The organism is Kitasatospora sp. NPDC004531 (assembly GCF_053602195.1).
This window is the reverse complement of the sequence record NZ_JBSGDD010000028.1, coordinates 12,394-27,563: the sequence shown is the minus strand read 5'-3', so window position 1 is coordinate 27,563 and position 15,170 is coordinate 12,394. Positions and strand designations below refer to the sequence as shown.

The 15,170-nt window shown below is 73.6% G+C and carries 12 protein-coding genes; 7 read left to right on the top strand and 5 right to left on the bottom strand.

The window, feature by feature from the left end:
- Positions 1-94: 94 nt before the first annotated feature.
- Entirely contained in the window at positions 95-1,090 is a 996-nt protein-coding gene (locus tag ACWEMJ_RS14490) for an NAD-dependent epimerase/dehydratase family protein (RefSeq protein ID WP_452137354.1), read from the bottom strand.
- Between the two features lie 216 nt (positions 1,091-1,306).
- Here ACWEMJ_RS14490 and ACWEMJ_RS14485 point away from each other — a divergent pair, with 216 nt between their 5' ends.
- Together ACWEMJ_RS14485 and ACWEMJ_RS14480 are read left to right on the top strand one after the other, a co-directional pair.
- The gene (locus tag ACWEMJ_RS14485) at positions 1,307-2,602 is read left to right on the top strand and encodes a DUF1254 domain-containing protein (protein WP_452137353.1); all 1,296 of its coding nucleotides are present in this window, start codon (positions 1,307-1,309) and stop codon (positions 2,600-2,602) included.
- A 28-nt stretch (positions 2,603-2,630) separates the two neighbouring features.
- Positions 2,631-3,962, top strand: coding sequence for a DUF1254 domain-containing protein (locus tag ACWEMJ_RS14480; RefSeq protein ID WP_452137352.1), 1,332 nt, complete (start codon positions 2,631-2,633; stop codon positions 3,960-3,962).
- Between the two features lie 156 nt (positions 3,963-4,118).
- Here the strand turns inward: ACWEMJ_RS14480 and ACWEMJ_RS14475 are convergent, their stop codons facing one another.
- On the bottom strand, positions 4,119-5,693 hold the full coding sequence (locus tag ACWEMJ_RS14475; RefSeq protein WP_452137351.1) for a BACON domain-containing protein: 1,575 nt from the start codon (positions 5,691-5,693) through the stop codon (positions 4,119-4,121).
- A 184-nt stretch (positions 5,694-5,877) separates the two neighbouring features.
- Here ACWEMJ_RS14475 and radA point away from each other — a divergent pair, with 184 nt between their 5' ends.
- Positions 5,878-7,398, top strand: coding sequence for a DNA repair protein RadA (gene radA, locus ACWEMJ_RS14470; RefSeq protein WP_452137350.1), 1,521 nt, complete (start codon positions 5,878-5,880; stop codon positions 7,396-7,398).
- A 121-nt stretch (positions 7,399-7,519) separates the two neighbouring features.
- Positions 7,520-8,626: a DNA integrity scanning diadenylate cyclase DisA gene (gene disA / locus ACWEMJ_RS14465; RefSeq protein WP_043914862.1), complete on the top strand. Its 1,107-nt coding sequence runs from the start codon at positions 7,520-7,522 to the stop codon at positions 8,624-8,626.
- A 7-nt stretch (positions 8,627-8,633) separates the two neighbouring features.
- Here disA and ACWEMJ_RS14460 read toward each other — a convergent pair whose 3' ends face one another.
- Positions 8,634-9,239, bottom strand: coding sequence for a helix-turn-helix domain-containing protein (locus ACWEMJ_RS14460; protein ID WP_452137349.1), 606 nt, complete (start codon positions 9,237-9,239; stop codon positions 8,634-8,636).
- A gap of 103 nt (positions 9,240-9,342) precedes the next feature.
- Here ACWEMJ_RS14460 and ACWEMJ_RS14455 point away from each other — a divergent pair, with 103 nt between their 5' ends.
- Positions 9,343-10,581: an MFS transporter gene (locus ACWEMJ_RS14455; RefSeq protein ID WP_452137348.1), complete on the top strand. Its 1,239-nt coding sequence runs from the start codon at positions 9,343-9,345 to the stop codon at positions 10,579-10,581.
- A 148-nt stretch (positions 10,582-10,729) separates the two neighbouring features.
- Here ACWEMJ_RS14455 and ACWEMJ_RS14450 read toward each other — a convergent pair whose 3' ends face one another.
- A complete protein-coding gene (locus ACWEMJ_RS14450) occupies positions 10,730-11,563 on the bottom strand; it encodes a hypothetical protein (protein ID WP_452137347.1) in 834 nt (277 codons plus the stop codon).
- Positions 11,564-11,696: 133 nt separating this feature from the next.
- On the opposite strand from ACWEMJ_RS14450, the gene ACWEMJ_RS14445 reads away from it, so the two are divergent.
- Positions 11,697-12,437 (top strand): rhomboid family intramembrane serine protease, encoded by a 741-nt coding sequence (locus tag ACWEMJ_RS14445; protein ID WP_452137346.1) that lies wholly within the window; start codon positions 11,697-11,699, stop codon positions 12,435-12,437.
- 35 nt (positions 12,438-12,472) lie between these two features.
- The gene (locus ACWEMJ_RS14440) at positions 12,473-13,378 is read left to right on the top strand and encodes an A/G-specific adenine glycosylase (protein WP_452137345.1); all 906 of its coding nucleotides are present in this window, start codon (positions 12,473-12,475) and stop codon (positions 13,376-13,378) included.
- 59 nt (positions 13,379-13,437) lie between these two features.
- Here the strand turns inward: ACWEMJ_RS14440 and ACWEMJ_RS14435 are convergent, their stop codons facing one another.
- On the bottom strand, positions 13,438-15,060 hold the full coding sequence (locus ACWEMJ_RS14435; RefSeq protein ID WP_452137344.1) for an MDR family MFS transporter: 1,623 nt from the start codon (positions 15,058-15,060) through the stop codon (positions 13,438-13,440).
- Between the last annotated feature and the right edge of the window lie 110 nt (positions 15,061-15,170).

Genomic DNA, 15,170 nt, shown 5'->3' with positions numbered 1-15,170 from the left:
GGCAAGATCGCGCTGCGGGCAATGACTTGCCATTGATCGCGCCCTCACGGACCCGTTGGCGCTTGTCGCGCAGTTCCCTCGCGCCCCTGGTCGGTCACCCTTCCAGCAGCCTGCTCTCCTTCTCCGCCGCAATCCCCAACGGCGTGTCCAACTGCCGGTAGGCGACCTCCGCCCGCCCGCCGTCCTCCAGCCACGCCCACGTGTCGCGCACCGTCTCCACCAGCGGCCGAATGCGCAGCCCCGCCGCGATCGCGGGCGACGAATCGGCCCGCCACGTCCCGTGCCAGCCCTCCGCGACGGGGGCCCAGAGCGGCAGTTCCACCCAGGGCGCGACCTCCGCGGCGAGCAGCGTCTCGTCCGGCGTCCAGACGAACTCCGCGTCCGACCCCGTCGCCGTGCGGCAGGCTTCCAGGAACTCCCCCATGGTCGCCGACCCGATCGGCGCGGTGGTGACGAAGCGCCCGGTCGCGCTTTGCTCCGCGAGGTCGAGGCCGAAGGAGGCGAAGTCGCGGGCGTCGATCAGGCTGAGCGGGTTCTCGGGGGCGCCGGGCGCGAGCACCCGGCCGCCGCGGGCGATCCGGTCGAGCCACCAGGGGAGGCGGCCGATCGGCTCGTGGGGGCCGATCAGCAGGCCGCAGTTGAGGATCGCCGCGGGCCCGAAGTTGTCGAGGAGGGCGCGCTCGCAGCCGGCCTTGAGGGCGTTGGCGAAGGGCTGGTCGGGCCCGACGTCGCCGGCGCAGTCGAGGGTGGGGGAGTCGGCGTCCACGGGCAGCGCGGGCCAGTCGGCGAAGGCGTGGACGGAGGAGACGAAGCCGCAGTGGCCGGCCCGGTCGCGCAGCAGGCGGGCGGTGGTGGCGACGTCGTGCGGCTGCTGCCCGGAGGTGTCGATCACCGCGTCCCACTGCCGGCCGTCGACGAGCCGGTGCAGGTCGTCGAGCGAGGTGCGGTCGCCGTGGACGGCTTCGACGCCGGGCAGGTCGGCGCGGCTGACCCCGCGGTTGAAGGTGGTGACGCGGTGGCCGCGCGCCAGCGCCTGAGCGGCGTAGGCGCGGCCGAGGAACTTGGAACCGCCGAGCAGAAGGATCTCCATGGGAGCAGCGTGCCCGCCGCACGCCCGCCCGTCCCGGTTCTCTGCTGAGGGCAGAGCGTTTCCGCCGCCCGCAGACCGGCCGGCACCCGCGCCCGAGCGCCCGCTGACGGTGTGTCGGAGAGTCGGGACACCCGGCCGGCCGCACGGCCGCATAGCATCCCCGGTGTACCGGTATGTCTCAATGATCCCGTTGTTCCGGGGAGAAGGGCGGACGGCATGGGCGGCCCGGCCAGCGTGGATCCGGCGGCGGTCCGGCGGACGGCGGCGCAGGCGTGGATCTGGGGCTACCCGGTGCTGGCGAACTACGGGACGCTGTACGTGCAGGCCGTCGACGACGCGGACCCCCGGTACGTCGGGGGTTTCGGCGTGTTCCGGCACTTCTCGCGCCCGTTCACCCCCGCCGACACGGACGTGGTGACGCCGAACAACGACACCCCGTACTCCTGGGCGTGGCTCGACCTGCGGGCCGAACCGTGGGTGCTGGAGGCGCCCGCCACCGAGCGGTACCACGTGCTGCCGGTGCACGACCTGGACACCGCGTACGCGGGCTTCCTCGGCACCCGGACCACCGGCAGCGGCGGCGGCCGCCACCTGATCGCCGGCCCCGGCCACCGGGCGAACCCGCCGGACGGCTTCGACGGCGTGGTGCGGACGGACACCAACCTGGTGGGCATCGTCGCCCGGACCTACCTGGCCGGGCCGGCCGACGTGCCGGAGCTGCGGCAGGTCCAGGACGGGTACCGGCTCAAGCCGCTCAGCGAGCACCTGGGCACCCCGCGGCCGGTGGCGTCCGAGCCGGTGTGGCCGGTCTGGCGCGGCGAGGAGGTGCTCGGCTCGCTGGAGTTCTTCACCTTCCTGGACTTCCTGCTCGGCTTCTTCCCGGTGCTGCCCGCCGACGCCGAACTGCGCGAGCGCCTCCTCGAACTCGGCGTCGGCGCAGGCGACTTCGAACCTGCCGCACTGCCCGCCGAGGTGCGCGGGGCGATGCTCGCGGGCATCGGCGACGGCCGCGGACAGCTCGCCGCGGCCGCCCGGAACACGTCCACCGGAGGCGCCCTGTTCGGCACCCGTGAGCAGCTCGGCACCCGCCACCTGGACCGCGCGTGCGGCGCGCTCACCGGCCTGTACGGGCTGCCCGCCGAGGAGGCCTGGTACGGCGGTTGGGAGTCCGAGGCGGGCGGCCGGCTGCCCGTCGTCCTGCGCTTCGAAGCGGGGCGGCTCCCGCCGGCCCGCTACTTCTGGTCCGCGACCATGTACCGCTTCCCGGAGCGCCGGTTGGCGCCCAACGAGATCGACCGCTACTCGATCGGCGACCGCACCCCCGGCCTGGCGTACGCCCCCGACGGCTCGCTCACCCTCTACCTCCAGCACCAACGCCCCACGGCCCCGGACGAGTTGGCGAACTGGCTGCCTGCACCGGCCGGCCCCTACCAGGTCGTGGTGCGCGCCTACGGGCCGAACCCCGAGCTGCTGGACGGTAGTTGGCAGCTGCCGACACCCACCCCCCGCTGAACCCGCCGAGCAGAAAAGGACGTTCGCCATGGTTGACGCCACGCCCGAGATGCTGGCCGCCGAGGCCTTCGTGTACGGCTACCCGCTGGTCGCCGACCTGACCATGGTGGACACCATCCACCGGCGGGGCATCGGCTCGATCGGCCCGACCGAGTGGAACACCTTCGGCCACGCGGCCGAACTCGCCACCCCCGGCTCGCACTTCGTGTCGGTCAACAACGACACCGTGTACTCGGTGGCCCCGCTCGACCTGACCGGCGGCCCGCTGCTGCTGCACGTCCCTGACTCCGCCGGGGCCTACTACGTGCTGCAGTTCATCGACGCCTGGACCAACAACTTCGCCTACCTGGGCCGCCGTTCGACCGGCACCGCCGAACAGACCTGGCTGATCGCCCCGCCGCACTGGCACGGCACCGCGCCCGAGGGCGTGCCGGTGATCACCTCGCCGACCCTGGTCGCCGCGATCGCCGCCCGGCACGCCTGCACCGGACCCGACGACCTGCCCCGAGTGCGGGCGCTGCAGGAGCAGTTGACGCTCACCCCGGTCGAGAAGGGCCACCGGCTCGCCGGACTGCCCGCGCCCGCCGCCGACGTCCCCGAGGAACTGCGGTTCCTGGAACGTCTGCGGGTGTGGATGTCGGCGTTCCCGCCCGGCCCCGCCGACGTCGAGTTCCAGCACCGCTTCGCCCCGATCGGCCTGCTCGACCGGGGCCGCTCCCCGTACCGCGACGGCCCCACGGAGTGGACGCAGTCGCTCGCCAAGGGCCTGGCCGCGGGCCGCGAACGGGTGGAGGCCGCGAGCATCGGCACCGCCGAACCCACCGGCGAATGGACCGTCACCCTGCACCTGTTCGACTACAACCTCGACCACCTCGGCCCCGGCACCCGCGACGAACCGCAGTGGAAGGTCGCCGACCGCCGCGCCACCTACCTCACCCGCGCCGTCGCCGCCCGCACCGCCCTGTGGGGCAACCACGCCTACGAGGCCGCCTACGCCACCACCTACCACGACGCCGACGGCCACCCGCTGGACGGCGCCCGCTCCTACACCCTGCGCTTCGAACAGCCGCCGCCGGTCGGCGCGTTCTGGTCCGTGACGATGTACGACACCCCCGAGTACCTGCTGGTCCCCAACGACATCGACCGGTTCTCCGTCGGCGACCGCACCCCCGGCCTGGTGTACGCCCCCGACGGCTCGCTGACCCTCCACCTCCAGCACCGGCAGCCCACCGACCCCGACGAGTTCGCCAACTGGCTGCCCACCCCGTCCTCCGGCTTCCGCCCGATGGTGCGGATGTACCAGCCCCAGGACGCCATCCTCGACGGCACCTACCGCCTCCCCCCGATCCAGCCGCGCTAGCCCCACCAGGGCGGGCGTGGGAGGGTGCGAAAACAGGGGCGCGGGGAACTGCGCGAGGGGGAACGCACACGTCCGCAAGATCGCGAGGCAGGACAACGACTTGCACTCGATCGCGACCTCGCGGAGGGCCCCGCGCTTGTCGCAGTCCCTGCCCGGTTACGGCCGCGAAGCCGCAGGCTCCGACGACGACGCGCTCCCCGAACCACTCGGAGACGGCGTGCCGTCCGGCACACTCGTCGGCGTCGTGACAGGCCTGGGCACCGGCCCCGGCCGCGGCACCCCGCGGTGCTCGGTGCCGCCCTCCAGGGTGACCACGGCGGTGGACGGCCGCAGCGCCACGTGCGCCGTCCACCGGCTCTGCGGGGCCCGGGTCTCGTCCACCGTGACGAGGACGGTGATCCGCTGCCCCGGCGCCAGGGTGCCGGAGTCCCGGCTGAGCCGCAGCCAGTCGACGTCCGGCACGGCGTGCCAGGTCAGCGCCCGGTCGCCGGAGTTGGTCAGGGTGAGCACCGTGCGGTTGCCGTACTCGCCGGCCTCCACGGTCAACTGCTCCCGGGTGGCGGACGGCGCACCGGTCGGCGCGGGTTCGGACGGCGGGGGCGCCTCGTGCCCGGGCACCGCCACCGCCTGGCCCCGAACCGTCGGCAGGGACGTTTCTGCGGCCACCGCGCCCGCCAACTGCACGGAGCTCACGGCGGGCGGAGCGGCCACCGCCGGTCGCTCCTGCGGCTCGTCCACCCGCACGGAGGAAACCGCCGTCGCGGGCCCGTCCGGAGCGCCGTCGCGGTGCGCGCTCCACAGCGCCACCACGGGCGCGGCCAGCACCGCCGCCAGCACGCCCGTGGTCACCACCCGCTGGCGCACCGCCGAGCCGCGGGCCGGCAGCACCACCCGGTGCCGGGGGAAGCCGCGCCGGTCGAACTGCGGCTCACCGCCCGCCGGCCCCCGCGCGGCCCGCCGGCCGGCCGCCGCGCCCGACAGGAACGCGGTGCCGCCCGCCGCCGCCGGGGCCGGCCGCAGCCGGGCCGGGGCGGTCAGCAGCGGCAGGCCCGGCAGCCCGGCCAGGCCCTGCCCGAGCTGCCCGGCCACCCGCTCCGCCGTGCCCCGGCAGGTCGGGCACTGCGCCAGGTGCTGCACCAGCTCGCGGCGCAGCGCCGCGCCGAGCACCCAGCCCCGCCAGGACTCCGCGCCGCCCCCGCCGAGCCGTGCCAGCTGCGGGCAGGCGCCCACGCCGAGCACCAGCAGCGCCGTCCTGGTCCGGCCGACCTCGGCGCCGGCGGCGTCCAGCAGCGCGGCCGCGTCCTCGTCGGAGCGGCCGAGCACCGCCGCGACCTCGCCGGTCTCCAGCCGGTGCCGGACCGCCAGCTCCAGCGCCTCGCGCTGCTCCGGGTCGGTGCCGGCCGCCTCCGGCCAGGCCAGCGAGGCGAGCTCGCGCCGCCGCTCGCACAGCGCCTCCGCCCCCGGCGGCGGGCCGACGGGCGCGCCGCCGCCGTTCAGCCGGGCCAGGCAGCGGTGCCGGGCCAGCGCGTACAGCCAGGCGCGCAGCAGCGCCGGCTCGGTGAGCCGCCCGCCGTGCCGCCGGGCCAGGTCGCGGACCTCCAGCACGGCCGTCGCGGCGGCGTCGTGGTCGCAGAGCACGGACAGGCAGTAGGTGAACAGCCCGTCGACGCAGGCGCCGTACGCCCGCAGGGCCGGGGAGGGTTCGACGGGGTGGAGCTGGCCGGTGGTCACGTCGTCGACGGTAGGCAGCCCAAACCCTCCGCCCGGCAGGTTTACGCCGCTTGTCCTTCTTTCGGGTAACACCACCGCTCCCTTGTTCGCCTGCTTGACGCCCGCCGTTGACGCCCGCCGTTGACCCGCGCCGTTGACGCCCGCCCGCCGGGCCCTGTCGGTGCGAGGCGCTACCGTGGCGCGCATGGCTGCCCGTACCAAGACCACCGCCAAGCCGCGCCCGGCGTACCGCTGCACCGAGTGCGGCAACCAGGTGCCCAAGTGGGTCGGCCGCTGCCCCGAGTGCAACGCGTGGGGGACGGTCGAGGAGTACGGCGCGGTGCCGATCCGCACCACGGCGGCGGGCCCGGTCTCCTCGCCCGCCAAGCCGATCGCGCAGGTGGACGGCCAGGTGGCGACCGCCCGCTCCACCGGCGTGCCGGAGCTCGACCGGGTGCTCGGCGGCGGCCTGGTCCCGGGCGCGGTGGTGCTGCTCGCGGGCGAGCCGGGCGTCGGCAAGTCCACCCTGCTGCTGGACGTCGCGGCGAAGGCCGCCACCGACCGGCACCGCACCCTGTACGTCACCGGCGAGGAGTCCGCCGGCCAGGTCCGGCTGCGCGCCGACCGGATCAACGCGCTCTCCGAGCACCTCTACCTGGCCGCCGAGCAGGACCTCGGCGCGGTGCTCGGCCACATCGAGGCGGTCAACCCGAGCCTGCTGATCCTGGACTCGGTGCAGACCATCGCCTCCGCCGAGCTCGACGGCGCGCCCGGCGGCCCCGCGCAGGTCCGCGAGGTGGCCGGCGCCCTGATCCGGGCGTCCAAGGAGCGCGGCATGGCGACGCTGCTGGTCGGCCATGTCACCAAGGACGGCCAGATCGCCGGCCCCCGCCTGCTGGAGCACCTGGTCGACGTGGTGCTGTCCTTCGAGGGCGACCGGCACGCCCGGCTGCGGCTGATCCGCGGCGTGAAGAACCGCTACGGGGCGACCGACGAGGTCGGCTGCTTCGAACTGCACGACGAGGGCATCGTCGGCCTCGCCGACCCGTCCGGCCTGTTCCTGACGCGCCGTGACAAGCCGGTGGCCGGCACCTGCCTGACCGTCACCCTGGAGGGCAAGCGCCCGCTGGTGGCCGAGGTGCAGGCGCTGATGGTCGACTCGCAGATCCCCTCGCCCCGGCGCACCACCTCGGGCCTGGAGTCGCCGCGGATCGCGATGATCCTGGCGGTGGTGGAGCGGCACGGCGGCGTGAAGCTCGGCAAGCAGGACATCTACACCGCCACCGTCGGCGGCGTGAAGCTCACCGAGCCCTCGGCCGACCTGGCGATCGCCCTCGCGGTGGCCTCCTCCTCGACCGACACGCCGCTGCCGAACAACCTGGTCGCGATCGGCGAGGTCGGCCTGGCCGGCGAGGTGCGCCGGGTGACGGGCGTGCAGCGGCGGCTCGCCGAGGCGCACCGGCTCGGCTTCACGCACGCCCTGGTGCCGCCGGACCCGGGCAAGGTGCCGCCCGGCATGAAGGTCGTCGAGGTGTCCGACATCGGCGAGGCGCTGCGCGCGATCCCCGGCCGCCGCCCCCGTTCGAAGGCCCGTCAGGACGCCGCGCCGCAGGGCGTCCCGGCCGGCCGGGCCCCCGCGCGGGAGCACGCCGCCGCCCCGGTTCGGGCGTACCCGGACGAGCTGATGGACGGCTGGGAGCCGCTCGACGCGGACGAACTGGCCTGACCCTCGTCCCGTTGCTGCCGTACGCAGTTAGACTGCACCTGCTCACTGCCGTCAAGTGCAGTAATAACAGACAGACCGTCGGGCGCCGCGCCACACGGTCCGGGTCGCCCCAAGGAGTCACGTGGCAGCCATCGACCGGGCGGACAAGTCCACCCGCGAGGAGGCCCTGCTGCGGGCTTCCCTCAGTGCGGTCGCGCCGGGTACGGCGCTGCGCGACGGGTTGGAGCGGGTGCTCCGGGCCAACACCGGCGGTCTGATCGTCCTCGGCTTCGACAAGAGCGTGGACGCCCTGTGCACCGGCGGTTTCGTGCTGGACGTCGAGTTCACCGCCACCCGGCTGCGCGAGCTGTGCAAGCTGGACGGCGCGGTGATCCTCGACAAGGACATCACCAAGATCCTGCGGGCCGGCGTCCACCTGATGCCGGACGCCAACATCCCCACCGACGAGACCGGCACCCGCCACCGCACCGCCGAGCGGGTCAACCGGCAGACCGGCTTCCCGGTGGTCGCGGTCTCGCACTCGATGCGGCTGATCGCGATGTACGTCAATGGCACCCGCCGGGTCCTGGAGGACTCCACCACCGTGCTGTCCCGCGCCAACCAGGCGCTGGCCACCCTGGAGCGCTACAAGCTGCGCCTCGACGAGGTCGCGGGCACGCTGTCCGCGCTGGAGATCGAGGACCTGGTCACCGTCCGGGACGTCTCCGCCGTGGTGCAGCGCCTGGAGATGGTCCGGCTGATCGCCGGCGAGATCGCCGGCTACGTGCTGGAGCTCGGCACCGACGGCCGCCTGCTGTCGCTCCAGCTGGACGAGCTGATCGCCGGCGTCGAGCCGGAGCGCGAGCTCGTGGTCCGCGACTACTTCCCGGACCGGGCCGCCAAGAAGGGCCGCACCGTCGCCGAGGTGCTGGACGACCTGGAGGCGCTCACCCACGCCGAGCTGCTCGACCTGCAGACGGTCGCCAAGGCGCTCGGCTACACCGGCGCCCCCGAGTCGCTGGACTCCGCGGTCTCCCCGCGCGGCTACCGGCTGCTCGCCAAGGTCCCGCGCCTGCCGAACACCGTCATCGAGCGGCTGGTCGACCACTTCGGCGGCCTGCAGAAGCTGCTGGCCGCCTCCATCGACGACCTGCAGACCGTGGAGGGCGTCGGCGAGACCCGGGCCCGCTCGGTGCGCGAGGGCCTGTCCCGGCTCGCCGAGTCCTCCATCCTGGAACGCTACGTCTGAGCGGCCGTCACTCCTCCGGGGCCGACTGCACCGCGTACATCAGCGCGAACAGGGTCACCTCGACGGCGTCCGGGCCGGTCGACTCCGGCTCGGCGAACAGCTCGTCCAGCACCTCGTCCAGCCGCCCGCGCAGCTTCCGCAGCCGCTCCGGGCTGAGCCGCATCGTGGTGTGCGCGAACTTGCTCGGCAGCCGGTTGCCCTGCGCGGCCGGGGTCAGGTCGATCCGGCCGGCCAGGAAGTTGCGCCGGAAGTCGGCCCGCACCAGGTCCAGCGCCGCCAGCATCGCGCCCAGCGCGGCCGGCGGCTCGTCGCCCTCGGTGTAGACCTGCGGCGACAGCCGCAGTGAGTGCTGGGCCGAGCGGTAGCGGCTCTCCACGATCCCGGACACCAGCCGGGTCTCCGCGACGAACACCAGCCCGGCCTGCTCCAGCTGCTTGACGTGCCGGTACAGCTTGGTCGGCGCCTCGTCCAGCTCGGCCGCGACCTCCTTCACCGACATCGGCTGCGGGTCCCGCTTCATCAGCGCCCCGAGCACGGCCAGCCGCAGCGGATCGGCCAGCGCCTTCAACGTCGCGACGTCGCTGACCTCGCGTTCCTTCATCTGATCGACCACCCGGCCATTCAGCCACACCGTTCAGCCCTTGCGCAATCATTCGCGGCCGTGCAACCATTCACGCAGACGTGAATGATTGCCAAGGTGTGAACGGGGTGGAGTGATGACGGTGACCGACAACCCGGCGACGACGGTGCCCGCGGCGATACCGCTGCGCCGCAACCGCCGGTTCCAGACGCTGTGGGCCGGCTCGGCCGCCGCCATGCTCGGCACCTGCGTCGCCGACACCGCCTACCCGCTGCTGCTGCTCGCCATGACCGACTCGCCGACCCTCGCCGGGGCGTTCGGCGCCGTCCAGTTCGGCTCCTCCGTCCTGTTCGGCCTGCACGGCGGCGCCGTCGCCGACCGCCACGACCGGCGACGCGTCCTGATCGCCGCCGACACCGCCCGCCTGATCGTCGCACTCAGCGTCGCCGTCGCCCTGCTCACCCACCGGCTCACGGTGCCGCACACCCTGCTCGCCGCCGCCGTCATCGGCGCCACCATGGCCTACGGCGGCCCCTCCCGGATGCTCGCGCTGCGCGCCGTCGTCCCGCCCGAGCAACTCCGCCAGGCCCTCTCCCAGGACGAACTGCGGGTCAACGGCGCCGCGCTGGCCGGCCCGCCACTGGCCGGCCTCCTGCTCGGCCTCGGCCGCGCCGTCCCCTTCCTCGCCACCGTGGCCGCCTCCGCCGCCGCACTCGGCGCGTCGATCGCCGTCCGCTTCGACACCGAGAAGACCGACCCCCCGGCCGAGAAGGAGAAGGGCGCGGTCTTCGCCGGACTCCGCCACCTCTTCGCCGACCCCACCCTGCGCGCCACCGTGCTGGTCGCCGTCGCGCTCAACGTGGCCGGCTCCGCGATGCTGCTGGCCGTCATGGTCCTGCTCCGCGACCACGGCACCTCCGAGGCCGGCACCGGCCTCGCCCTCGCCGGCGAAGCCGTCGGCGGCCTGCTCGGCGCCCCCCTGGTCAGCCGCCTCCACCGCGCCCTCGCCCCCGGCGCCCTGCTGCTCGCCGTCGCCTGGAGCGCCCCCCTGCTGTTCGGCGTCCTGGTCCTCGCCGAGGGCCCGCTCGCGGTCTTCGCCACTCTGCTGGTGATGTCCCTCGGCATCCCCGCGCTGCGGGTCATGGTCGACGTCCTGGTCTTCCAGCAGGTCCCCGACGCGATGCGCGGCCGCGCCGTGGCCGCCACCATGACGCTCCTGATGGGCGGCCTGCCCGTCGGCACCATGACGGCCGGCCTGCTCCTCGACCACCTCCCCGCCCGCACCGTCCTGCTCGCCCTCGCCGGCCTCCTCGCCGCCGGCCTCCTGCCCCTCACCCTCGGCCGCTCCCTCCGCGGCACGAGCTGGCCGAGCTGAACCAGGGCAGGTGGGCGCGAATACAGGGGCGCGGGGAACTGCGCGAGGGGGAACGCACCTCGTCCGCAAGATCGCGCCGCAGGTCAGTGACTTGCACGTGATCGCGACCTTGCGGACGGGCTGTGCTGCCCCGGCCCGCGCAGCGACGTCAGCCTTCGAGCCTGATCGACGTCCGCGCCGAGAGCGGCCCACCCGCCGGCCCCGTCAGGTCGGCCTGGACGAGGTAGTTGCCGGGCTGCGCCGGATTCGGGTCGGGCGTCGCGCACTGCGGCTTCGAGCGGCTGCGGTCCCAGCTGAAGGTCTCCGTGACGCCGCTGTTGCCGGCGATCTGCGCCCAGGCGTCGACCCTGTTCGGAATGCAGTCGGCGGACGACCAGATCCGCTCGTTGCTGCTGGAGGTGATGGTGAGCGCCGAGTGCTCGTGCGCGAGGTTGACCCGGCAGGCGGAGCCCGAGGAGTTGCGGACGGTCAGCGCCAGGCGCGGCTTGTCCTTGGCCGGGTACGAGTTCTGCGCCGAGGCCAGCTCCAGCGAGAGCTGCGACGTCGCGCACACCGGCAGGGCCATCACCTCGGGCGTGTTGACGGCCGGCGAGGGGCCGGGCGACGCGGCGCGCCCGCCACCGCCGTTCGAACCGGAACCGCCGCCGCTGCCCGTCCCGCCGCCGCCGTTCGAACCGGAGCCGCCGCTGCCGCCGCCGGTCACGATCAGCTCGCCCGCCGCCCCGCTGCCCGGGGCCGGGCCGCCGGGCCGGGTGGTGATGGCGGAGCCGCTGGGGGAGGCGCCGGGCGTGATCGACTGCGCGGGCGCGGGCTGCGGACTGTTCGTCTCGGCGGCCTTCTGCTGCTTGCCGTCCCCGCCGGTGCCGAACGCGAGCCAGCCGACCAGGAGCAGGGCGACGGCGAGGACGGCGAGAACCACGACGCGGCGCCGCCAGTAGATCGAGGCGGGCAGCGGTCCGACGGGCTGGCGCAGAGAAGGCACGGGCAAACTCTACGAGACCATGTGCGCCTGTTGACGCATCAACACCTCAGCAGGGGCACTTCTTTCACATGATCCGCCATTTGCTCCTCCCGGGGGACTCGACACGACGGTGCGCCGCCCTATAGTCGCCCTCATGGCCTCCCCGCTCGACTCCGCTCCCGGCCCCGCGACCCTCGATCCCGCGCAGCTGATCGCCGAGGCGCGCCGGGCGTTCTTCACCGTGTTCGGCTTCCTCTGCATGATCTGGGCCGTGCAGGTGGCGAACTGGGCGATGGACGGACAGATAGCCCTGCAGCACGGCATCGTCTCGCGCCAGGTCGACAGCCTGCCGAGCCTGCTGGCCGCACCCTTCCTGCACCTGAACTGGCAGCACCTGGAAGGCAATTCGGGCCCGCTGTTCGTGTTCGGCTTCCTCGCCGCCTACCGGGGCGTGCGCAAGTTCCTCGGCCTGACGGCGCTGCTGGTGGTGACCAGCGGCATGTCGGTCTGGCTGTTCGAACGGTCGGACGTGGTGACCGTCGGCGCCAGCGGCGTGATCTTCGGCTACTTCGGCTACGTGGTGCTGCGCGGCCTGATCGACCGCAACCTGATCGACTCGCTGATCGGCGTGGTGATGGGCGCGTCCTTCGCGTACCTGCTGACCACGGCGATCCCGGGCACCCCCGGGGTGTCCTGGCTGGGGCACCTGGGCGGCCTGGTCGGCGGTCTGGCCGGCGCCTGGATATTCCGCACCCGGGGCCCGAAGAGGACTCCGGCCGCGCCGCAGGGCCCGGCCGTCCAGGACGGCCCGCCCGCCGTCGGCAAGGGCGGCGCCGCCGCATCCGCGAGCCCGCGGGCGGACCTGCTGAAGGAGCTCGACGACCTGGGGCTTTAAGCCCTCGCCGCTCCTCGTGGCAGGATCGGGGGGCCATGGTTGCCACTGCTTCGACTCCCGCCCCCGCCGCCCTCCAGGCGCTGCACTCGACCGTCATCGGCTGGTACGAGGCCAACGCCCGCGACCTGCCCTGGCGGACCCCGGACGCCTCGCCCTGGGCGGTGATGGTCAGCGAGTTCATGCTCCAGCAGACGCCCGTGAAGCGGGTGCTGCCCGCGTACGCGGCCTGGCTGGAGCGCTGGCCCACCCCCGCCGCGCTGGCCGCCGCCGCGCCCGGCGAGGCGGTGCGGATGTGGGGCCGGCTCGGCTACCCGCGCCGTGCGCTGCGGCTGCACGCGGCGGCCACCGCGATCACCGAGCAGCACGACGGTGTGGTGCCGGACGACCACGCGGCGCTGCTGGCGCTGCCCGGCGTCGGCGAGTACACGGCCGCCGCGGTCGCCTCGTTCGCGTTCCGGCAGCGCCACGCGGTGCTGGACACCAACGTGCGCCGGGTGTTCGCCCGCGCCGTCACCGGCGTCGAGTACCCGGCGAACGCCACCACCGCCGCCGAGCGCCGCACCGCGCACGAGCTGCTGCCGGCCGGCGACGAGCGGGCCGCGACCTGGGCGGTCGCCGTGATGGAGCTGGGCGCCCTGGTGTGCACCGCGCGCGGCCCCGAGTGCGGCGCCTGCCCGCTGTTCGCCGAGTGCGCCTGGCAGCGGGCCGGCTGCCCGCCGTACCAGGGCCCGGCCCGGCGCGGCCAGACCTACGAGGGCACCGACCGGCAGGTGCGCGGCAAGCTGCTGGCGGTGCTGCGGGACGCCCACGGCCTGGTCTCCCAGGGCCAGTTGGACGTGGTGTGGCCGGACGCGATCCAGCGCGCCCGGGCGCTGGACGGCCTCGTCGCCGACGGCCTGGTCGAGCCGGTCGGCCCGGGCACCTACCGGCTGCCGCAGTAGCGGACGCGGAACGGTCCGGGACCAGTCGGTCCCGGGCCGTCGTCATGCCTGGACGGGCGTCACATCGCGCCTTCGAGCGCGGCCTCGGCCTTCGCCTCGGCGGCGTCCGCGCCACCGCGCAGCTTGACCTCGCGCACGAACAGCGAGGCGGCCACGGCGATCAGGCTGATCACCGCGCCCCACAGGAAGACGGTGTGCATGCCGTTGGCGATGCCGTGTTGGTAGGCGTTCAGCACGTCGGCCGGCAGCTTGCTCAGGGTGGCCGGGTTCATCGCCGACATGCCCTCGCCGCCGCCGCCCTGCTGCATGTGCTGCAGGACCTCCGGCGGGAGCTTCTCGACGCTCTTGTCGACCTGGTTGATGTACAGGGTGCCGAACAGCGCCACGCCGAAGGAGCCGCCGATGGTGCGGAACAGGGTCGCGGAGGACGAGGCGACGCCCATGTCCTTCATCTCGACGCTGTTCTGCGCGACCAGCATGGTGACCTGCATCAGGAAGCCCATGCCGGCGCCGAGCACCACCATGTAGCAGGACGAGGCGAAGCTGGAGGTGTCCACCGACAGGGTCGACAGCAGCAGCGAGCCGCCGCCCATCACCACGGTGCCGATGATCGGGTAGATCCGGTACTTGCCGGTCTTGGTGATGGCCTGGCCGACCACCAGCGAGATCACCAGCATGCCGAACATCATCGGCATCAGCAGCAGGCCGGAGTTGGTCGCCGAAGCGCCCTGGACGATCTGCTGGTAGGTGGGCAGGAAGGTGACCGCGCCGAACATCGCGAAACCGACGATGAAGCCGATGATCGAGACCATCGTGAAGTTGCGGTTGCGGAACAGCTTGAGCGGCAGGATCGGCTCGGCGACCCGCTGCTCGACGTAGCAGAAGCCGATGATCGAGGCGACGGCCAGCGCGCCCAGGCCGAGGATCTGCTTCGAGCCCCAGGCGTACTCGTGGCCGCCCCAGGTGGTGATCAGGACCATCGAGACGATGCCGATGGTCAGCAGGATCGCGCCCAGGTAGTCGATCTTGGCGTTGGAGCGGATCTTGGGCAGCTTCAGCACCACGACGATGAAGGCCAGCGCGATCGCGCCCAGCGGCAGGTTGACGTAGAACGTCCAGCGCCAGTTCAGGTGGTCGGTGATGAAGCCGCCGATCAGCGGGCCGCCGATGGTGGCCAGCGCCATGACGGCGGCGAACATGCCCTGGTACTTGCCGCGGTCGCGGGGCAGCACCAGCGCACCCATGATCGACATCACGCCGACCATCAGACCGCCGGCGCCCAGGCCCTGGACGGCGCGGAAGGCGATCAGCTGGGTCATGGTCTGCGACATGCCGGACAGCGCCGAACCGAGCAGGAAGATCGCGATCGAGACCAGGAACGAGCCCTTGCGGCCGTACAGGTCGCCGACCTTGCCCCAGATCGGGGTCGAGGCGGCGGTGGCCAGGGTGTAGGCCGTGACCACCCAGGACATGTGCTCGGCGCCGTTCAGCTCGCCGACGATGGTGGGCATCGCGGTGCCGACGATCAGGTTGTCGAGCATGGCGAGCAGCATGGTGATCACCAGGCCGATCATCACCAGGCGCACCTCGCGGTGCGGCCGCTGCTCGAACTCGTCGGCGGGCTTGCCGAGATCGACGGACGGCCCGTCCTCCGGAACCGCCTCGGACTGCTGGGTTGTCATGCGTCTCTCCCGGGGGCGCAGGTGCCGCGATGCTGTCCCGCGGCGGTACTTACTTGACGACCGGCTAGTTAATTGCCGTTCGGCACGGTAAGTTGTGACCTAGCCGGTCG

Coding starts and splice junctions, on each gene's coding strand:
- ACWEMJ_RS14490 (WP_452137354.1), bottom strand. CDS start 1,090: ATGGAGATCCTTCTGCTCGGCGGTTCCAAGTTCCTCGGCCGCGCCTAC.
- ACWEMJ_RS14485 (WP_452137353.1), top strand. CDS start 1,307: ATGGGCGGCCCGGCCAGCGTGGATCCGGCGGCGGTCCGGCGGACGGCG.
- ACWEMJ_RS14480 (WP_452137352.1), top strand. CDS start 2,631: ATGGTTGACGCCACGCCCGAGATGCTGGCCGCCGAGGCCTTCGTGTAC.
- radA (WP_452137350.1), top strand. CDS start 5,878: ATGGCTGCCCGTACCAAGACCACCGCCAAGCCGCGCCCGGCGTACCGC.
- ACWEMJ_RS14455 (WP_452137348.1), top strand. CDS start 9,343: ATGACGGTGACCGACAACCCGGCGACGACGGTGCCCGCGGCGATACCG.
- ACWEMJ_RS14445 (WP_452137346.1), top strand. CDS start 11,697: ATGGCCTCCCCGCTCGACTCCGCTCCCGGCCCCGCGACCCTCGATCCC.
- ACWEMJ_RS14440 (WP_452137345.1), top strand. CDS start 12,473: ATGGTTGCCACTGCTTCGACTCCCGCCCCCGCCGCCCTCCAGGCGCTG.
- ACWEMJ_RS14435 (WP_452137344.1), bottom strand. CDS start 15,060: ATGACAACCCAGCAGTCCGAGGCGGTTCCGGAGGACGGGCCGTCCGTC.